A 20,059-nucleotide genomic window follows, 5' to 3' on the forward strand; every position below is an offset into this window, starting at 1 on the left:
ATTGAAGGGCGGATAAATGGTAACGGTAAGAAAAGATCATCCTGTATTAGACGATGGCAGTGTTGATATTGATGCCTGGATGGCACAGTTTTCTCATTTGGTTGATGACAGTGCTCGCGTTCCTTTGCGTATGGCCTGTGAATTGGCCCGCCAATCAGAATTAAAAAGTGCCAGACCTTCTTATTGGGGCGCGCAAGCCAGTACTTTTCGTGCTGGATTAGAAATGGTCGAAATTCTGTCCGGTTTTCGGGCGGATCAAGATTCATTGGTTGCTGCAGCTTTGTACCGAGTGGTACGAGAAGATCAATTGCCTATTTCTCGTGTGACTGAGATGTTTGGTCGTAAAGTGTCTTCGATTATTGAAGGGGTAATGCGCATGGGTGAGGTCTCTAAAAACCTCACCGCCGATTCTGCGGCTGAAGTGCTTGGTAGTAGCGAAAATCAGTTGGAATCTTTGCGTAAAATGCTGGTTTCGATTATTGATGATGTTCGTGTTGTGCTGATTAAGCTGGCTGAGCGTGCCTGCGCTATTAAAGAAGCGAAACATCAGAATGAAGAGCGTCGTGTCGCTGTGGCGCTTGAAGTGCAGAGTGTTTATGCCCCTTTAGCCCATCGTTTAGGAATTGGCCATATCAAATGGGAATTAGAGGATCTCTCTTTCCGCTATCTGTATCCTTCTGATTATAAACGAATCGCGACCTGGTTGGATGAGAAGCGTCTTGATCGTCAGCAGTATATTGATGATGTGATTGCCTTATTGGATGAGCGTTTGAAGGGCATTAATATACACGCCGATTTAATGGGACGAGCCAAACATATCTACAGCATTTGGCGCAAAATGAAGAATAAAAACATCGGTTTTGATGAGGTGTACGACGTCAGAGCGGTGCGTATCTTAGTGGATGAGCCGATGGAGTGTTACGGCGTTCTTGGCATAGTACACAATTTGTGGCGGCCTATTCCCCATGAGTTCGATGATTATATCAGTAACCCGAAGTCAAATGGCTATCAGTCTTTGCACACTGCGGTTATTGGCCCTCAAGGAAGAGCGCTGGAAATCCAGATTCGTACCCACAAAATGCATGAAGATGCCGAATTGGGCGTGTGCGCACATTGGAAATATAAGGGAACGGATTTAAGCTCCAACAGCACCAGTTATGAAGAAAAGCTGCAATGGCTAAGAACCATTCTGGATTTTCATGAAGTACAAGGGGATTTGGAGTCTTTATCTGAACAAGTTCGCAGTGACATTGAGCAAGATCGTATATACGTCTTTACGCCCGACGGCCATGTCGTTGACTTGCCTATTAATGCTACCCCCGTTGATTTTGCCTATCGAGTACACACAGAAATTGGTCACCGCTGTCGTGGTGCCAAAGTAAATGGCAAAATCATTTCACTGGTGACGCATTTAAAAACGGGTGATAAGGTTGAAATCCTGACAACGAAAGAAGGCGGTCCTAGTCGTGACTGGTTGCACCCGACTTTAGGGTATGTGCAAACCAACCGAGCCAGAGCCAAAATTCAGAACTGGTTTAGGAAAGAAGACAGAGAAAAAAATCTAGACGCGGGTAAGCACCTTCTGGATAAGCAGTTAAAGCGCCTTGGTTTCGATGATAATCGTATTGATTTACAGGCGATTTCCTCTCGATTTAATTTTTCTTACGCAGATGAGGTATATGTAGCGCTTGGTGCTGGAGACATTCAGCTAGCGCGAGTGCTGCGCGTCATTGACGATTTTTACAGTCTTAATGGTGAAAGTGCACCAGCGCGTCCTATTCGCTTGAAAAAGAGCCGTCACAAATCGTCTGATAACGATATTCATATTTTGGGTGTTGGCAAGCTGCTTACCCAGATGGCGAAATGTTGTAACCCTATTCCTGGTGATGACATTGTTGGTTATATAACTCAAGGTCGAGGTGTATCGGTACATAGGCAAGATTGCATTAATATTGTTCAACTTGGGCTAGATGAGCCGGAAAGGATTATTGATGTGAGTTGGGGGGAAGAGCTAGACAACCAATATCCAGTAAACATTCAAGTTGAGGCATATGACAGAACGGGATTGTTAAACGATATTACCAGCTTGCTGGCCAATGAAAAAGTCAACTTGCTGTCGATGAATACGTTATCCGCTAAGGAGAATCATACGGCGAACATTCGCTTTACTATTGAGGTAGGTGAGTTAAGTGTATTAAGTAAGTTATTACATCGTATTAATCAGTTACCCAATGTGCTTAATGTATTCAGAGAGAGGGACTTTTGAGCAAATCAATGCAGCAGTTGCAGTATCTAATGCGTTGTCTTCGGGATAAAGAGTTTGGTTGCGTCTGGGATAAAAAGCAAAACTTTAAAAGTGTTGCGCCTTATACCTTAGAGGAAGCCTATGAAGTGCTAGATGCGATAGAGCGTGAAGACTTTGAGGACTTGCAGGAAGAACTAGGCGACTTACTGTTTCAAATAGTGTTTTATGCGCAAATGGCCGAAGAAGAGCAGCGCTTTTCGTTTGATGAGGTGGTGAATGGGATTGTCGAAAAGATGCTGCGTCGTCATCCTCATGTTTTTCCCGATGGCGATATAACACGTTTTGGTGAGCCAACATTGCTTACTGATCAGCAAATTGCTGATCAGTGGCAGCAGATTAAAGCATTGGAGAAAGGGGATAGTGAGAAACGTCTCTTGGCGGATATTCCTGCTTCCATGCCCGCGTTAATGCAAGCGGTGAAAATACAACAAAAAGCCGCTAAGGTGGGGTTTGACTGGCCAAACGTTGCTCCTGTATTCGATAAGATTCGGGAAGAACTAGACGAGCTTGAAGAAGCAATGAAACAGCAAAACGTTTTGCACATAGAAGAAGAAATGGGCGACGTTTTGTTCGCTGTCTGTAATTTAGCTCGTCATTTTAAGGTATCACCCGATGTGGCATTGAATAAGACAAATATAAAATTTCGTCGCCGATTTGGTCGCATAGAGACTCTTGTGTCGATGCAAAATAGAAAATTAACAGAGTGTTCTCTCGAGGAATTAGACCGTTATTGGGAGCAGGCCAAACGAGAAGGTTTGTAGACTGCGCATCTATTTAATGGATAAAAAGAACGCCTTTAAGCTGGTGCTATTGGTAATTTTAGGAGGGTGAAGTGAGTGATCGTCAGGCGTCATTACGTGAAAATGTTAGGTTGCTGGGAGATTGTCTTGGCGAAAGTATGAGTAATCATTTGGGCGAAGGCTTTCTTGAAAAAGTAGAAAACATACGCCAGCTTTCGAAAGATGGCCGTCAATCTGGAGATTCGGCAGCGCTTATTCAGGCCTTAGAAGCTTTAGAAGACAAAGAGATTGTGCCTGTCGCTCGAGCATTTAATCAGTTTTTGAACTTATCTAATATTGCGGAGCAATACCACCGAGTTCACCGTCGTCGTACGAATGAAAGTTTAGGTGTTTACCATAATCCCATAGGCGATTTACTGACCCGCCTTTCCAAGCAAAATTTTACCGCTGAACAAATGATTGCCTCATTGCAATCACAATCTATTGAACTTGTGTTGACAGCTCATCCAACAGAAGTGGTTCGTCGCTCTTTGATTCGAAAATATGACAATATTTCTAGCGAGTTGGAAGCCTTAGACAAAGACAATATTTTACCACTCGAAGAAACCAAACACATACGACGCTTGAAGGAAATTATTACACAAGCTTGGCACACGGATGAAATTCGTGAAGAAAGGCCGACACCAGTTGATGAGGCTAAATGGGGCTTCGCTGTGATTGAACAGTCCTTGTGGCAAGCCGTACCACGCTTCTTTCGTCAACTGGATGAGCAGTTTAGCCAATTTTCTAAAGCCGATCGCTTACCGCTGGATTTAGCGCCCATTCGTTTTGCAACTTGGATGGGCGGTGACCGTGATGGCAACCCAAATGTTACTCACAAAGTGACGAAAGAAGTGACTTTGCTGGCTCGTTGGATGGCGGCTGATCTTTACATAAAAGATCTCAACGTGTTGCGTTCTGAATTTTCTATGACGCAATGCAACGCAGCATTGCGTGAGCGTGTTGGTGACAGTGCGCAACCTTATCGCGAAGTGTTGCGACACTTAGAGAATAAAATGCTGGCGACCAAAAATTGGGCGAAAGCAAGTTTGGATGGAAAGCCGACTTCATCTGAAGATGTTTTTCTTGATATTCAAGAGCTTATCGATGATTTGGTATTATGTTACCAATCTTTATTAGATTGCGGTATGAAGGTTATTGCCAATGGCTCTTTGTTGGATCTGATTCGCTGTGCTGCTACATTCGGTGCCACCCTTGTACGATTAGATGTTCGCCAAGATGCTTCTCGTCATATTGATGCCTTGTCTGCGATTACACGTTTTTATGGCTTAGGTGATTATGCTGAATGGGATGAGGCGTCTCGGCAAGCCTTTTTGTTAACTGAGTTAAACTCTAAACGACCTCTGTTACCAATGGAATGGACACCGACTGCAGAAGTAAAAGAGGTGCTGGATACCTTCAAGATGATTTCGAAAGGGCAGCAAAACTCTTTTGGCTCTTATGTTATTTCCATGGCGAGTGCTCCATCAGATGTTTTGGCAGTTGCTCTGATGCTGAAAGAGTCTAGTGTGAGCTTTCCTATGCGCATAGTGCCTTTGTTTGAAACATTGGCGGATCTGGACAATGCTGAACCGATTATTGAGCAATTATTTTCGATTCCTTGGTATAAGTCCTACATCAATGGTCATCAAGAGGTCATGATTGGTTACTCAGATTCAGCGAAAGACGCGGGACAGATCGCAGCAACTTGGGGGCAATATCGTGCCCAAGAAGCCTTAACACGTCTTTGCAAGAAGCATGGCATTCACCTGACTCTGTTCCATGGTCGCGGCGGCACCGTTGGTCGTGGCGGCGGTCCAGCTCATGTGGCGATTCTTTCTCAGCCACCGGGTTCCGTTAATGGAGCGATTCGTGTTACCGAGCAAGGGGAAATGATCCGTTTCAAGTTTGGTATCCCTGATATTGCCGTGCGGTCTCTTGAACTGTATTGCTCGGCTGTAATGGAAGCCTCTTTAATACCAGCTTCTCCTCCGAAAGAGGAGTGGCGTGCCATTATGGATGAAATGGCGGAAGTGGGGATGAATCAATATCGTTCAATAATACGTGGACATGAAGATTTCGTGCCGTATTTTAGAGCCACAACGCCAGAGCAAGAGTTGGCAAAACTGCCATTAGGCTCACGTCCTGCCCGTCGACGTTCTGATGGGGGGTAGAGAGTCTACGAGCTATTCCTTGGATTTTTGCTTGGATGCAAATTCGTTTGATGTTACCGGCTTGGTTGGGGGCTGAGAGCGCATTACAACAAGGCGTTGATTCTGGTAATTTGGAAAAATTACGTGAGATGCACAAAAAGTGGCCGTTCTTTGGTGCGTATTTAGACATGTTGGACATGGTGTTAGCAAAAGCTGATGCTCGAAATAGCGGAATATTATGAAAAGCGACTTGTTGGTGAAGAACTGCAAGGTTTAGGGCGCTTGTTACGTGGTAAATTGAAGCAAGTAAGCGAGCTTGTGAAGTTGTTGAAAAAACAAGAACGCCTTATTGAAGACAATAAAACCATTCGTCAATCTATCGATGTTCGAAATCCTTACATCGACCCATTGCACTATTTGCAAGCTGAACTTTTGTATCGCAGCCGTAAAGATGAAGGTAATGCTGAGGTGAATAAAGCGTTAATGATTACGATGGCGGGTATTGCCAGCGGAATGCAAAACACAGGTTAATGGGATTATACGGTTAGAAAATGCTCACTATGAGTAAGAAAATGATAAAAAAAGACGCGTAAATTTGCATAGTGAAGGGCAGCTTGGGTATGCTTGGCGACCATTCAATTTTTTAGCATGCAAATGGTTTGCCTGAACACTTTGTTGCCGTGCATATTTTACGTCAATGGTTTGTTGTGTTGGTCACCTTTGCTATTCAGTTTACGTAGTTTTTTTGGAGACTTTTTATGCGAGTAATATTATTAGGCGCACCAGGCGCTGGTAAGGGCACTCAAGCTCAATTTATTACGGAAGAATTTGGCATTCCTCAGATCTCTACTGGAGACATGTTACGCGCCGCAGTCAAAGCAGGAAGTGAGATGGGTCTAAAAGCCAAAGCGGTAATGGACGCCGGTCAGCTTGTGTCTGATGACATTATCATTGGTTTAGTCAAAGAACGTCTTACTCAAGAGGATTGTGCTAATGGTGCCCTTTTTGACGGCTTTCCGCGTACTATCCCTCAGGCAGATGCGTTGAAGGATGCGGGTGTTAAGATTGACTATGTGGTCGAAATTGATGTAGCGGATGAAGAAATTGTTAAACGCATGAGTGGTCGTCGCGTTCATGAGGCATCCGGTCGCACTTATCATCTAGTTTACAATCCACCGAAGGTAGAAGGTAAAGATGATGTTACAGGTGAAGACCTTGTTCAGCGTGCTGATGACGTAGAAGAGACGGTTCGTCTGCGTTTAGGTGTGTATCATGAACAGACAGCACCACTTATTGGTTATTACCAAGACTGGCTAAAAGCAGACAGTGCGACGGCGCCTAAATTCGTTAAAGTGAATGGTGTTGGTGATTTGAATGAGATCAAACAAAGTCTATTAGCATCGTTAAAGGCCTAAACACGCAATGGCGGTTATTTTAGCATTAGATACTTCAACGCCAGCTTGTTCAGTGGCGTTGTCTATAAACGGTGTTGTGTTGGAAGATTTCCGCATGGCGCCTCGCCTTCATAATGATCTGATTCTCCCAATGGTGGATCAAATATTAAGCCAAGCAGGGCTGACGCTCGCGAATCTTGATGCGATTGCGTTTGGCCGAGGTCCTGGGTCTTTTACGGGGCTGAGGATCAGTGCAGGTGTCGTTCAAGGACTGGCTTTTGGCGCTGATCTGCCTGTTATTCCTGTGTCAACGCTCGCGGCTTTGTCGTTGGAGGGTTTTCAAACCACGGGTCAAAATAATTGGTTGGCAGCGCTTGATGCCCGTATGGGGGAAATCTATATGGGCGGCTACTGCGTTAATAAAGTAGCGGGGAATTACCAAGTTGATGCATTAATTGAAGAATGCGTAGTGAAACCGACCGACTTGTCTGCGTTTTCCACTCATTTTAACGGTGTCGGTTCTGGTTGGTGTTATGACAATATTCTTACACCGTTGCTTCCTGTTCCTCCTGAACATGTTTTGGTCGACCTTGCACCTCGTGCGGCATGTATTGCTGAATTGGCTCTGCTGGCCTTTCAAAGAGGTGATATGGTCAGTGCATACGATGCGATTCCAACCTATCTAAGAGATGAAATTACGTGGGAAAAGCAGGCTCCTCGAATAGGAAAACGTTAATTGTATGTTGTGGTATCAAATTGTTTTCTTGGCCGTTATTCAAGGATTGACTGAATTTCTGCCAATATCGAGTTCTGCTCATTTAATATTGCCGGCACAGCTGCTTGGTTGGCAAGATCAGGGGTTGGCGTTTGATGTTGCTGTGCATGTAGGCACATTACTTGCGATCGTTGGTTATTTTAGAAAAGATATTGTCCAGATTATGGTGGCTTGGTGTATTTCTATTAGAGACAGGCAATCGACGCCTAATAGTCGGCTAGGCTGGTGGATTTGTCTGGCGACATTGCCAGCTTGTGTTGCCGGTTTGGTGTTTGATGGTTTTATTGAAACACATTTGCGCTCACTGGAGGTAATTGCCTACACCACCATTGGTTTTGGGGTATTGCTTTGGTTGTCAGACCGTTATGGAGCAACGACCAAATCAGAACAAGAGCTTGGTTTCAAAAGTGTGTTATACATCGGGTTTGCTCAAGCATTAGCTTTAATCCCTGGTACATCACGCTCCGGTATTACTATGACGGCGGCACGTTTTCTTGGTTTTAGCCGAGAAAGTGCGGCGCGTTTTTCGTTTCTTTTGTCCATCCCTCTTATTTTGGCAGCTGGTGGTCTAAAATCCATTGAGCTTGTGTCGTCTAATTTGGCGGTAGATTGGAGTGGGATCTTTATGGGCGTTATGTTGTCTGCTATCAGCGCTTATATTTGTATTTATTTATTTTTGAAATGGCTTAATACAATAGGTTTCTTTCCCTTTTTTGTCTATCGATTGATTTTAGGTCTCATTCTTTTAGCGATTGTTTATCTTTAATACCTTGGTTTTTTTGTACGGCTCAGCGTATAAGGTGTTTTATACTATTTCGAGGAGAGGTTTGTTTGCTTCATTCTATCGCGGTTGCAACAACAGATAGGTTTTTGGAACCTGATGCTCGACTGTCAGCTCAGTCGTTAGGCTTGCCTTTCTTATCGCTTACCGGGCCGATAAAGTTTGTTGCTAATTACGATTATCTTTTATTGCATACACCAGATGGTATTGCGGTGGCAAAGACGGGCAAGGCTGCGCCTAAACCTGTTTATGTGGATTTTACCTCTGGAGCGGTAGATCATAGAAGGCGTTTTGGTGGCGGCAAGGGCCAAGATATTGCGAAAGCGGTTGGTTTAAATAAAGGCTCTAACTTATCCGTGTTAGATGCGACAGCGGGACTTGGGCGAGATGCTTTTGTTCTGGCTTGCCTTGGATGCTCAGTGTCGCTTTGTGAGCGTGTGGGCTTTGTTAGAGCGATGCTTCAAGATGGTTTGTATCGAGCCGCATTTCACCATGAAGTGGCTGATATTGTGGCAAGGATGTCGTTACTGACTACGGATATAAGTGGTATCTCTAATGATGCCGTATTTGATGTTGTGTATTTGGATCCCATGTATCCACATACTGATAAATCGTCAGCAGCGGCCAAAAAAGAAATGGCTTTTTTTAGGGATTTAGTTGGAAAGGACGATGATGCCGATACATTATTGCCCCTAGCCATGGAATTGGCAAAGTATCGTGTTGTAGTAAAGCGTCCCAAAGGGGCAACATTTTTAAATAATACACAACCAACTTACCAATTAGAGGGAAAATCTGGGCGATTTGATGTCTATGTGCTCAAATCGCTCGATTCTCTTTCTATGTAGTATTATTTTAAGAGTGATATCTAATAATGTGGTGGCTTTTCTGCTTCAAAGTTAGGTTGCTGCTGGCGATAGGATTCAAGCTGTTTTCCTAACATCGTCAGTTTTTCTTGCATTAGTAGTAAATCTTTTTGTTGATGGATTAGCGCTTGATTTAAACTATCGATCGTATCTTCTTGAAATTGTAGTTTGAATTCCAGTTCGTCGATACGTTGGTTGATTTGTGAGGTGTTCATAGATACCTTCTGTGTGTTAACCTTAACAAGCTAAACTCGTATTTTAAGAACTCTTCTATAAAAATATATGGCGCAAGTATCGGTCATTTAAAATGTAAGAGTGGCGTGAAAATTGCTCTCAAAAGAAGTTGTGTATTTTACTACTATCTTCTTTTGCTTCGCACGGTGATTTTAGAAAGAGTTTAGTAAAATATTCATTTATTCACTTTTGCACTAATACGGAGTCTGTTTTCTTTGAAATTGGCTTCGCTTCACAATAATATTTAATTTGATAAGAGATATACTGTTATGAATGATCATCAGGATAATGTTTCGCGTAATAAAGAATCTTCTGTTGGTTCTGCTTTTTTCTCGTTACGTACATTTATAGTTAGCCTTGTTATTGCTTTGATTGTGCCTTTGCTTATTGCAGGCGTATTGCAAGAAGAGATCGGCCAACATTTTCTCGTGTATTTTGGTTTTATACTGGTTTCTGTTTACGTTGGTGCCATGGTGAGTCAAGTCGGCTCTGTAGGTTATGATTCAGACTCTGAAGAAGACGAAGATGATGATCGTGAGCAGGGAACCGTTAAGTGGTTTAACTCATCGAAAGGCTTTGGTTTTCTAACGATGGAGAATGGTGATGATGTATTTGTTCATTATCGCGCTATTCGTGGTCGTGGTCGTCGCTTTTTGGTTGAAGGACAGCTGGTTCGTTTTTATGTCACCGAAGGTGAAAAAGGCAAGCAAGCTGAGAATGTCTCTATTATTCGCGGTTAATTTTCTTATTTTTTTAAAGAGGTATTTATGGCAACAGTAACACTAAAAGGTAATCCTTTTGAAACGGCTGGTTCTCTTCCTGCGGTGGGGCTCTACTGCGCCAGCTTTTGAGCTTGTTAAAACGGATTTATCCGTCGCTACGTTGGCTGATTATAAAGGCGCTAAACTGGTATTGAATATTTTCCCTTCCGTTGACACGCCTACTTGTGCGATGTCTGTTCGTAAGTTTAATGAGTCAGCGGCAGCGTTAAAAGGCGTTAATGTACTTTGTGTGTCTGCTGATTTACCTTTTGCTGCGGCTCGTTTTTGTGGCGCTGAAGGGATTGATAATGTTGATACTGGGTCGACTTTCCGCTCTACTTTTGGCGAGGACTACGGTCTTGTTTTTACTACTGGTCCATTGACTGGTCTATTGTCACGTGCCGTTGTTGTTTTGGATGAGAGCGGCTCGGTAATCTATACTGAGCAAGTGGCTGAAACGGCTGATGAGCCGAATTACGAAGCCGCATTGGCTGTATTGGCGTAGTTTACCATTACAAAAAAAGGCCGCTTCTGAGTTGATTGGAAGCGGCCTTTTTTAATTAAAGTGATTAGTCGCCCCTGAAAAACTCTCAACCTATTGAATCTAATAGGTTTTTATAAGATAGTTAATGCTTAAACCTTACGATAAATACGCCTTTAGACCTAAAAAGTTGCAGAATGGGTGAGTTTTATGAAGCCTCGTCAGAGAAAGACCATGCCGCAAAAAGATTTGTTCCAACCTCAGCTCGTAGACATCATTAATCCCAATCATCCTTTAGTTCGACTGGCTAAGATCATTGATTGGAACCTGTTGGATAACGAATTGGGGGCACACTTCTCAACGGTTGGTGCAGCCGCGTTGCCAACGCGCCTTATGACGGGGTTACTGTATTTGCAACACTTGCATAACTTGTCTGACGAAATGGTATTAGAGCAATGGCTTGAATCGCCTTATTACCAATATTTTTGTGGCGAAACCTTTTTCCAACACGACTTCCCGTGCCATCCAACGAGTCTTGTTAAATGGCGAAAACGGTTAGGAGAAGAAGGCTGCGAATGGCTGCTTACCCAGACGATACAAGCAGGGCTAAAACTAAAAGTTATCAAACCAGCGAGCTTAAAACGAGTCGTAGTAGACACCACGGTACAAGAAAAAAACATCACCTTCCCAACAGATGCCAAGCTCTACAACAAGGCTCGACAACAGCTCACGCAGGTAGCCAAAGAACAAAATATCACGTTAAGACAAACCTACGACAAAGTCTGCCATGAGTTAATGCCAAAAATTGGACGCTATGGCCACGCCAAACAATATAAGCGGATGAGAAAAGCGATTAAGCAAGTCAAAGGCTTCTTAGGGCGAGTATTGCGTGACATAGATCGGCAAGTAAAGCGACAAGGATTAACGCTCACCCAAAAACAGGAAGATATACTCAACCAAGCTTATCGATTACTAAAACAAACTCGCCAGAGCAAGAATAAACTGTACAGCCTACATGAACCCAATGTGGACTGTATATCTAAAGGCAAAGCGCATAAACGCTACGAATTTGGCGTAAAAGCCAGTGTAGCCGTTACCGCGAAAGAATCCTTCATCGTGGGCGCAAGAAGCTATCCTGGCAATCCGTATGATGGCCATACGTTAAAAGATCAACTGCAACAAGTAGAAACCCTGACAGGCACGAAACCGGACAGCTGTTTTGTTGACAGAGGGTATAAAGGGTCTGGCGTGGAAGACATTAGCGTCTTGATTGCAGGTCAAAAACGCGGAGTCCCCAAGAAAGAGAAGCGCTGGATGGGAAGACGAAACAGCGTAGAACCCATCATAGGGCATCTCAAATCCGATGGAAAACTCAGACTATGCTTCTTAAAAGGTGTGCTAGGCGATGCGATCAACGTGATCTTAAGTGCCTGTGGTCAGAACCTACGTAAGCTACTGAAGTGGCTTTGTTGTGCCCCATATTTTGGAGCATTTTTAAGACGATTATGGCTGAAAATAACTTTTCCACTTGAAAGACCCAAAAATAGAATGGCGCTTCTTGCTTGAAACGCCATTATTCAGGGACGACTGATTATTTCTTAAAAAAGAATTTTGTTAGTCTTTTTGAACTGGAATCGTGTTAGTTGTACGTTCAACGCTATTGTCTTTATTTAAGTAGACTAATTTGGGTTTGAACTCGTCGGCTTGTGCTTCGTTCATTTGTCCATAGGCCGCAATAATAACTCGATCACCGACTTGTACTTTTCTCGCAGCTGCGCCATTCATTGATATAGTGCCGGAGCCAGGTTCAGCCAGAATGACGTAGGTATGAAAGCGCTCGCCGTTGTCGACGTTGTAAATGTCTATTTGTTCGAATTCCCTGAACCCCGCTAGCTCTACAAGGTCTTTATCTATGGCGCAGGAACCATCGTACCAAAGCTCTGCTTGGGTAACGCTAGCCATGTGAAGTTTGCCTTTAAGAAGTGTAATTTGCATGTGTAAAATCTCTATTAAGGTGTCTGTGGAGCGTATGTTATCAAAGGGGGTTAATTCCAAATAAATGGACCTTCACCGTGGTGGTTAATTCGCCACCATAGATCTGGATCCTGATTGCCTTCTTCTTCCCATCCTTGGAAATTGCAGCGTACTTCGCAGTCTAGTGCTTTAAACACTTGTCTTGCACAGGTTATATCATCTTCCCAAGGGGTTTTATCCGAGTCGAACCAGATCGAGGTGAAGCGTTTTCCTGCCGCCTGTTCAAGGATGGTAACTTCTACTTCATTGCTTTGCCACAGAAGGGTCAATTTTGAACAAAGAGGTCCACTGGTACTTTTTTTGACAAGGGTGAATGATGTTTCCAGCCAAGCGATGATGTTTTCTGTCGGGCAAGACAATACATATACTTCAACGTCTGTTTGCATTACCTTAATCCTTATTTTTGATCATGTGATAAATTCTAAGAACGCTCATAGATAAGTAGCCAACAAGCGTCCAAAGCACACCGCATCCCGCCAGTATTAATCCAAATAATGCAATAATCTCTTGGGAAAAAGAATCGGCAAGGACGCGATCTGCCACCATGAGCATCAGTATGCCGAAAACGAAAATTAATCCGCCTTGAATCATTTTGATCAGTGCCGACCTTGGGTTGTTGCCTAGCTTCATGGCTAATTTATGTATGGCGTTTTTCATTTATGTATGAATCTAAGCGTTATTGGCAAATAGATTTTTTAGAATGCGTGCGTATATTTCAGAAAGACGATTAAGGCTTTCGGCTTCAACACATTCATTAATCTGATGGATGGTGGCATTGATAGGACCAAGTTCCACAACTTGTGTGCCCATTTTGGCAATAAATCGACCATCAGAAGTGCCGCCAGAAGTAGAGAGTTCTGGTGTAATGTTGACCGTTGTTTGCACTGCTTCAACAATGGCATCCACCAATTCTCCAGGTCGCGTCAAAAATGGTAAGCCGTTATACGTCCACTCAATATCGTAGCGTAAGTTGTGTTTATCCAAAATGTCAATGACACGACGTTTAAGGGCGTCAAAGTCTAACTCTGAAGAAAAGCGGAAATTAAATTGGGCGTTCAATTTACCTGGCACAACGTTAGTTGCACCAGTTCCTGAATGGATATTAGACACTTGGAAGCTAGTGGGAGGGAAGAAGTCATTTCCATCGTCCCAATGAGTACTAGCCATTTCAGCCAGGGCCAGGGCGGCTAGATGGATGGGGTTCTCGGCGAGATGTGGGTAAGCGACATGCCCTTGTTTGCCATAAATCGTTAAATCGCCACTAAATGAGCCTCGACGCCCATTTTTAATAATATCACCTAGTGTTTTGGTGCTGGAGGGCTCTCCAACTATGCACCAATCTACCTTTTCATTGCGTGCCATTAGCGCATCAACAACTCGGGTTGTGCCATCTACAAAAGGGCCTTCTTCGTCGCTGGTAATCAAAAAGGAAATTTGTCCATGATGATTCGGATGCTTACTAACAAAATCTTCAACGGCGGTCACCATAGCCGCAAGACTGCCTTTCATATCAGCAGCGCCACGGCCGAACAACATGCCATCAACAATCCTTGGTGAGAACGGTGGCACTTTCCATTCTGCTTCTGGGCCTGTCGGTACGACATCAGTATGTCCAGCAAAACAAAGATTGGGGCCAGATGTACCTCGTTTAGCATAAAAGTTTTTTACATCGCCAAAAGGCATGTATTCGATTTCAAAATCTAATTTTTTTAATCGTTCTATCATTAGATCTTGGCAGCCAGCATCTTCTGGAGTGACAGATGGGCGAGAAATAAGATCCATGGCAAGTTTTAGTGTGGATGACAAGTCAGACATTCTTTACCTTTGCGTTGGTTTTCGCTACCTTAGATAAAGATTCTGTTACTATAGCAGTAGATTCTTATAAGGTGGCGTTATGAAATTGGGTGTCGTTGTTTTTTTGGGGTTACTTGGTTCTGGTTGTAGCCTTTTCCAGCAGCCTGTCGTTCAAGAGTCGTATTTCGTTCCAGTCATTCGCTCGGATGTTTCTACTTCGGGATATGTACCGAGTGTTACCCCTGTGGTGCCACCTAAGTCTAACAAAGAAAGACCTCGACTTTACACGCCTATTTTGCGCTAAAAAAGGTTGGCATACTCTTCTGGGCTAAAGCCCAAATGAATAGACCCTTTGGCGATGACTAAAGGTCGCCTGATAATAGAGGGTTGCGTTACCATAACATGAATAGCGCTGTCGTCGTTCATGCTGCTTTTTATTTCTTCATCTAGCTTGCGCCACGTGGTACCACGCTTGTTGATGATGCTTTCCCAGCCGATTGCATCTACCCAAGCTTTTGCTGTTGTCTCATCTAGTCCTAATTTCTTATAGTCATGAAAAGAGTATTCAATATTGTTTTCATCTAGCCAACGAAAGGCTTTTTTCATTGTATCGCAGTTTTTGATGCCAAATATTTGAATCATAGTCTCATCCACAAAGCGCCATATTGAGTTGAGTGTTCAATATGGCGCTTGGTTGTTGATTGGTTAAGGTGTTGAGTATTAGTTGTGAGCGTGTAGCATTTCGTTTAATGCGATGGCTGCTTTGTTGGTTTTACACTCAATTGTGCCTGTCTCGGAGTTGCGACGGAATAACAGGTCAGATTGACCTGACAGCTCGCGTGCTTTCACCGTAGAGACGACTTGGTTGTTTTCATCTAGTACGGCAACTTTAGAGCCCGCTGTGATGTAAAGTCCAGATTCAACGATACAGCGATCACCAAGACCAATACCAATACCTGCATTGGCGCCAATCAAGCATTTTTCACCAACAGCAATGACAATGTTTCCGCCACCGGATAGCGTTCCCATCGTGGAGCAGCCACCACCAAGATCGGAGCCATTACCAACCACAACACCGGCAGAAATACGACCTTCAACCATGCTGTTACCAAGTGTGCCAGCATTAAAGTTTACAAAACCTTCGTGCATGACGGTTGTGCCTTCCGCTAGATGTGCACCCAGACGGACGCGAGCTGCATCGCCAACGCGGATGCCCGTAGGAACGACAAAGTTGAGCATTTTAGGGAATTTATCAACGCTGAATACTTCGATTGTGCGGCCTTCCATGCGAGCGCTTAATTGACGATCGGCGAGTTCTCTTACGTCGATTGGGCCTTCACTTGTCCAAGCGGTATTGATCAATAAACCAAACATGCCATCTAAGACGGTATTGTGCGGTGTCACTAAACGATGAGAAATTAGTTGAAGTTTTAAATACACTTCTGCTGGATTGGTTGGGGCTTCATCTGTTGCTAATACGCATAAAATGACAGGTTTGGTTGAGGCTTTTAGGCGAGATGCTAATTCGGCTTGCTCTATGTTGCCCGCTTTTAAAAGATTCATGTGTAGACGATTAAGGTCGCTTTCATCTAGCACTAGGGTGTTATTTCCACCCTCATAGTTGGTGCTTTCTAATAGCGCATCTACGGTGTTTTTTTCAGGGGTTAGGCTTGGGGAGGCGTAAAAAATTTCTAGCCAATTGCCTTCTTTATTTTGTGTGCCGATGCCAAGACCGAACGCGAAAATGGTATTGCTCATATTATTTCTCCAACTAAGAGCTAAGGGGGTTATCTGCGATTGAGGAAGTCTCTGATTCTTTTGGCTGCCTCAACGCATTCAGATTCTTCTGCAACCAGTGCCATACGAACATGATGGCTACCAGGGTTTATGCCTTCTACTTCTCGACCTAAATAGCTGCCAGGTAAAACCAGAACTGACTCTTCTTGGTATAGAGCAGTACAAAAATCTTCGTCTGTCATGGTGAGTTTAGGCCAAAGGTAAAAGCCGGCTTCTGGTTTGTTAATTGGCATAACAGGCGATAATATTTCTAGTACAGCATCAAATTTTCGGGTGTAAATTTCACGATTTTTGATGACATGCTCTTCATCATCCCAAGCAGCAATGGAAGCATCTTGGTGATGGATCGGCATGGCACAGCCTTGATAGGTGCGGTATAGCAAGAATGGCTTCATGATTGAGGCATCGCCAGCAACAAACCCTGAACGTAGTCCTGGCATGTTTGAGCGTTTTGATAGTGATTGGAATATTAGGCAGTGCTGGTAATCTTTGTTGCCTAATATTTGGCAAGCTTCCAATAGTCCTAAAGGGGCTTGATCGCCAAAATAGATCTCAGAGTAGCATTCGTCTGCCACGATAGTGAAATTGAAGGCTTTGGCTTTTTCAATCAAAAAAGCGTATTCCTCTAGGGTTGTGATCGCACCACTTGGGTTGTTGGGTGAGCACACAAACAAGACTTCACAGCGTTTCCAAACATCGTCACTGACATTGTGGTAGTTAACTTTGTAATCTGTTTCGGCGCTGCAGGGTAGAAGATGCATCTCGGCTCCCGCAAGGATGCCTGCGCCTTCGTATATTTGGTAAAAGGGGTTGGGGCTAACAACAAGCGAGTTTTGTTTTTCACCAACTAGGGTTTGAGTGATGGCGAACAATGCCTCACGCGTTCCTGTTACAGGTAAAATTTGTGTGTCAGGGTTGAGGCTTTCTAGCTTAAAACGACGCTTTGCCCATTGGCTGATCGAGTCTCTTAATGGTAATTCGCCTTTCGTACTCGGGTACTTGCTGATGCCACTTAGGCTTTTGGCTAGTGTGTCAAGGACGATCGCGGGTGCTTCGTGTTGAGGTTCCCCGATAGTGAGCTTGATAAGCGGTTTGGCTGGGTTCGGTGTTATCCCTTCGATAAGCTCAGCGAGCTTTTGAAAAGGATATGGGTGTAAAGAATGTATAAGAGGGTTCATTGTCTTTATTCCATCGCTTGAGAAAAACGGTCTATTTTCTCTTTTAAAAGGGTGCAAATCTTATTCATACTCTCTTCGTCCGTAATAAGATCGCCATTTTCTTCTGTAATATAAAAGGTGTCTTCTACTCTCTCACCTAGTGTGGCGATTTTGGCTTTATGTAGCATGATGTTGTTGTTCATAAAAAACTGGCCAATCAAAGCCAGCAAACCTGGTCTGTCGGGGGCAGTTATTTCAAGTGCTGACCAAACCTCTTCTGGTTGGCTAACAAAATGCGCAGTGGCAGGAGAGTTAAATATTTTTAGAATGCGTGGTGTGTGACGTTGCACTACGCTTTCGTATAATGATGGGGTTTCGAGTTGTTCCATCAATGTTTTTCGTATTAAAGTGATGCGCTCTTTGTCGAGATGTAAATTGGTGTCACTGTCATTGCTATCCATCACTACAAAGCTATCTAAACTGTAATTGTCGGTTGTATGGCTAATTTTAGCGTCTAATATGGTTAGCCCTAGTTGCTCAAATGTTGCGGCGGTCACAGCGAATAGATGCTTGCTAATTAAGGTGTAAATAAAAATTTTACTGGCACCAGAAAAATTACGTCCACCAAGGGGGGTGATAGCAATTAGCGGTTTATCGCTTGGGCGATGACGCAGTATGGCTTCAGTGTTCCAGGCAATTTCATCACCATTTGAACGGATGAAGTATTCCTCTTCGATGGTTTCCCAGATGGCTTCCGCTTCCATGATGTCAACGTTGCGTTCAATAATGATTTCTAAGGCGCGTTGTTTATGTTCATCACTAATCATGTCTGCATCAATCGGGAAATCCAATCCACGACGAAGAGCGCGTTTCGTTTCTAAATAGAGTTGGCGCATCAATGAAGCTCGCCAGCTGTTCCACATGGTCGGATTTGTTGCGTTTATATCGGCAACAGTCAGGATAAAAAGATAATCTAGATGCTCTTGATCCTTTACGTAGCTGGCAAATTCCCAGATCACTTCAGGGTCTGAAATGTCTTTGCGTTGTGCGGTAACCGACATGAATAGATGGTTTCTGACTAACCAAACAACAAGTTCAGTGTCTCGTTTAGAGAGTCCATGGCGTTCACAAAACGCTTGGGCATCGACACAGCCGAGTTCTGAATGATCACCACCGCGACCTTTTGCTATGTCGTGATATAGACCTGCTATATAGAGCAGTTCGACTTTTGCAACATGGCGAATGGCTTGTGCTGAAATTGGGAATTTTTGTTTAAATTCTGGCAGCCAGAGACGACGTAGGTTTTCAACCAGTTGAAGTGTATGGGCATCAACTGTGTAAATATGGAAGAGATCGTGCTGCATTTGGCCTATTATTGCACCAAATTCAGGTAAATAACGTCCAAGTAGTCCAAGATGTTTCATGGATCTTAAAATACTGGTGAGCCTATATCGACTGGATATGATGTCTAGAAAGAGATCGGTGTTTTTTTTGTTGTTTCTAAATTCGTCGTCAACTAGATCAAGGTTATCCCGCAGTTGTCTCATCGTATTGGCGCGAATACCCTTGATATTCTCATGGGAGCCCAATAAAACATATATTTCCAGCATACTTGAAGGGTTATCTTGAAACAGCGTGGTAGAACGAGCTTCTAATTGCCCGTTAACCGTTTGAAAGTGGTCGTTGATCACCTCGATGCTATTGATGGCGTCCTTTGTTAAAAATGACTCTTCAAAGTGCTGCAATAGTAGATCGTTAAGCTGTTGAATGGCAGCCACGCTTTGATAGTAGCCTTGCATGAAGCGTTCTACATTGCGCTTTAGGTCGTCATCGTCAAAGCCAAATAGCTTAGCCAGAGTTCTTTGGTGGTCGAAAAGTAAGCGATCCTCTTTGCGGCCAGCCACCATGTGTAAAGCCCAGCGGATCCGCCATAAATGGCTGACGGCGCCTTTTAGTTGTATGTATTCGTCTTCAGATAAAAAGTGCTTTTCAATTAAGGCGCTAAGTCGGTGTGTATGTAGATGGCGCTTGGCAACCCAATCGATCACTTGCATGTCTCTGAGCCCGCCAGGGCATTCTTTTAAATTGGGTTCTAGATTGTAGGCCGTGTTTTGATACTTAGCATGACGTTGCTTTTGCTCAGCAAGCTTGGCTTGATAAAACGAGTGACCGTCCCACATTTGTGATATATCAATATGCAGTTTCAGTGTGGCTAATAGATCGACTGGGCCAGTGAGTGTGCGTGACTCAATTAGATTGGTGATAATGGTGATGTCTTTTGCCGCCATCTCGGTGCATTCGTCAATGGTACGAACGCTGTGGCCAACATCTAAATTGATATCCCATAAGAAAGTGATAAAGGCTTCTATTTTGTCTTTAGGCGCCAGTGCTTCGTTATCGATTAAGATAAGTAAATCGATATCGGATTTGGGGTGTAGCTCACTCCGCCCATATCCTCCGACAGCAACAAGGCTGACATTGCTTTCTAGGTGTAAGCCTTTGGCAGTCCATGCAGCTAACATAATTTCATCGTAAAAAGACGATAATCCCTTTACGAGTTTTTCTATCGGATGAAGAGAATGAAAAAAATCGTTATAAAGGTGTGTTTTTTCTTCAATAATGGCTCGATAGCGCGAAACTGAGCAGCTTGGTTGGGCTAGCTCCTGTTTTTCTTCCTGAGTAAGAAGTGGCGGAGCGTCTGGAAAAGCAGGGAAGTCCATACAAAAGCCTCGAAGAATAAATAATTATGTT

At 43.7% G+C, this 20,059-nt stretch carries 18 protein-coding genes and 2 pseudogenes; 11 read left to right on the forward strand and 9 right to left on the reverse strand.

All coding sequences use genetic code 11. From position 1 onward, the window contains the following. Nucleotides 1–16 precede the first annotated feature (16 nt). The 7 genes and pseudogenes from relA (at nucleotide 17) to AC0L6V_RS23080 (ending at nucleotide 9,032) form a co-directional block, all read left to right on the forward strand. Nucleotides 17–2,266, forward strand: coding sequence for a GTP diphosphokinase (gene relA, locus AC0L6V_RS23050; protein WP_265220671.1), 2,250 nt, complete (start codon nucleotides 17–19; stop codon nucleotides 2,264–2,266). After that, entirely contained in the window at nucleotides 2,263–3,066 is an 804-nt protein-coding gene (gene mazG, locus AC0L6V_RS23055; protein ID WP_265220672.1) for a nucleoside triphosphate pyrophosphohydrolase, read from the forward strand. The genes relA and mazG overlap by 4 nt, the downstream gene beginning before the upstream one ends. Nucleotides 3,067–3,137: 71 nt before the next feature. Then, nucleotides 3,138–5,768: pseudogene (gene ppc / locus AC0L6V_RS23060) on the forward strand (phosphoenolpyruvate carboxylase). A 227-nt stretch (nucleotides 5,769–5,995) separates the two neighbouring features. Beyond that, nucleotides 5,996–6,652, forward strand: coding sequence for an adenylate kinase (gene adk / locus AC0L6V_RS23065; RefSeq protein ID WP_265220673.1), 657 nt, complete (start codon nucleotides 5,996–5,998; stop codon nucleotides 6,650–6,652). A gap of 7 nt (nucleotides 6,653–6,659) precedes the next feature. Next, the gene (gene tsaB / locus AC0L6V_RS23070; protein ID WP_265220674.1) at nucleotides 6,660–7,367 is read left to right on the forward strand and encodes a tRNA (adenosine(37)-N6)-threonylcarbamoyltransferase complex dimerization subunit type 1 TsaB; all 708 of its coding nucleotides are present in this window, start codon (nucleotides 6,660–6,662) and stop codon (nucleotides 7,365–7,367) included. A gap of 4 nt (nucleotides 7,368–7,371) precedes the next feature. After that, on the forward strand, nucleotides 7,372–8,172 hold the full coding sequence (locus AC0L6V_RS23075; RefSeq protein WP_265220675.1) for an undecaprenyl-diphosphate phosphatase: 801 nt from the start codon (nucleotides 7,372–7,374) through the stop codon (nucleotides 8,170–8,172). A gap of 65 nt (nucleotides 8,173–8,237) precedes the next feature. Then, nucleotides 8,238–9,032: a class I SAM-dependent methyltransferase gene (locus AC0L6V_RS23080; protein ID WP_265220676.1), complete on the forward strand. Its 795-nt coding sequence runs from the start codon at nucleotides 8,238–8,240 to the stop codon at nucleotides 9,030–9,032. Nucleotides 9,033–9,052: 20 nt separating this feature from the next. On the opposite strand, the gene AC0L6V_RS23085 is transcribed toward AC0L6V_RS23080, so the two are convergent. Continuing rightward, nucleotides 9,053–9,265, reverse strand: a complete 213-nt coding sequence (locus AC0L6V_RS23085) for a SlyX family protein (RefSeq protein ID WP_265220677.1) — start codon at nucleotides 9,263–9,265, stop codon at nucleotides 9,053–9,055. 288 nt (nucleotides 9,266–9,553) lie between these two features. On the opposite strand from AC0L6V_RS23085, the gene AC0L6V_RS23090 reads away from it, so the two are divergent. The 3 genes and pseudogenes from AC0L6V_RS23090 (at nucleotide 9,554) to AC0L6V_RS23100 (ending at nucleotide 12,092) form a co-directional block, all read left to right on the forward strand. Next, the gene (locus AC0L6V_RS23090; RefSeq protein ID WP_321160391.1) at nucleotides 9,554–10,024 is read left to right on the forward strand and encodes a cold-shock protein; all 471 of its coding nucleotides are present in this window, start codon (nucleotides 9,554–9,556) and stop codon (nucleotides 10,022–10,024) included. A 27-nt stretch (nucleotides 10,025–10,051) separates the two neighbouring features. Next, nucleotides 10,052–10,550, forward strand: a pseudogene (tpx, locus tag AC0L6V_RS23095) (thiol peroxidase). A gap of 186 nt (nucleotides 10,551–10,736) precedes the next feature. After that, a complete protein-coding gene (locus tag AC0L6V_RS23100) occupies nucleotides 10,737–12,092 on the forward strand; it encodes an IS5 family transposase (protein WP_265220049.1) in 1,356 nt (451 codons plus the stop codon). A gap of 48 nt (nucleotides 12,093–12,140) precedes the next feature. Here the strand turns inward: AC0L6V_RS23100 and panD are convergent, their stop codons facing one another. From panD to dapE, 4 genes are read right to left on the reverse strand one after another with little or no spacing between them, the layout of a single operon-like run. After that, nucleotides 12,141–12,521, reverse strand: coding sequence for an aspartate 1-decarboxylase (gene panD / locus AC0L6V_RS23105; protein WP_265220678.1), 381 nt, complete (start codon nucleotides 12,519–12,521; stop codon nucleotides 12,141–12,143). Between the two features lie 50 nt (nucleotides 12,522–12,571). Next, complete coding sequence (locus AC0L6V_RS23110; protein ID WP_265220679.1) at nucleotides 12,572–12,946, reverse strand: hypothetical protein; 375 nt, start codon at nucleotides 12,944–12,946, stop codon at nucleotides 12,572–12,574. A gap of 4 nt (nucleotides 12,947–12,950) precedes the next feature. Further along, nucleotides 12,951–13,217 carry a hypothetical protein gene (locus AC0L6V_RS23115; RefSeq protein ID WP_265220680.1) on the reverse strand — a complete coding sequence of 89 codons (267 nt, stop codon included), beginning with the start codon at nucleotides 13,215–13,217 and terminating at the stop codon, nucleotides 12,951–12,953. A 12-nt stretch (nucleotides 13,218–13,229) separates the two neighbouring features. Then, nucleotides 13,230–14,375 (reverse strand): succinyl-diaminopimelate desuccinylase, encoded by a 1,146-nt coding sequence (dapE, locus tag AC0L6V_RS23120; RefSeq protein ID WP_418138649.1) that lies wholly within the window; start codon nucleotides 14,373–14,375, stop codon nucleotides 13,230–13,232. A 79-nt stretch (nucleotides 14,376–14,454) separates the two neighbouring features. Between dapE and AC0L6V_RS23125 the strand changes: the two genes are divergently transcribed. Next, nucleotides 14,455–14,658, forward strand: a complete 204-nt coding sequence (locus AC0L6V_RS23125; RefSeq protein ID WP_111639572.1) for a hypothetical protein — start codon at nucleotides 14,455–14,457, stop codon at nucleotides 14,656–14,658. Here AC0L6V_RS23125 and AC0L6V_RS23130 read toward each other — a convergent pair. The 4 genes from AC0L6V_RS23130 to glnD form a co-directional block, all read right to left on the reverse strand. Next, entirely contained in the window at nucleotides 14,655–14,996 is a 342-nt protein-coding gene (locus AC0L6V_RS23130; RefSeq protein WP_265220681.1) for an ArsC family reductase, read from the reverse strand. The genes AC0L6V_RS23125 and AC0L6V_RS23130 overlap by 4 nt on opposite strands. Before the next feature lie 78 nt (nucleotides 14,997–15,074). Then, nucleotides 15,075–16,112, reverse strand: a complete 1,038-nt coding sequence (gene dapD / locus AC0L6V_RS23135; protein ID WP_409419150.1) for a 2,3,4,5-tetrahydropyridine-2,6-dicarboxylate N-succinyltransferase — start codon at nucleotides 16,110–16,112, stop codon at nucleotides 15,075–15,077. 29 nt (nucleotides 16,113–16,141) lie between these two features. Beyond that, nucleotides 16,142–17,329 carry a succinyldiaminopimelate transaminase gene (gene dapC / locus AC0L6V_RS23140; protein ID WP_265220682.1) on the reverse strand — a complete coding sequence of 396 codons (1,188 nt, stop codon included), beginning with the start codon at nucleotides 17,327–17,329 and terminating at the stop codon, nucleotides 16,142–16,144. 5 nt (nucleotides 17,330–17,334) lie between these two features. Next, complete coding sequence (gene glnD, locus AC0L6V_RS23145) at nucleotides 17,335–20,028, reverse strand: [protein-PII] uridylyltransferase (RefSeq protein ID WP_409419151.1); 2,694 nt, start codon at nucleotides 20,026–20,028, stop codon at nucleotides 17,335–17,337. Between the last annotated feature and the right edge of the window lie 31 nt (nucleotides 20,029–20,059).

This window comes from Marinomonas sp. G8-14 (assembly GCF_055808935.1).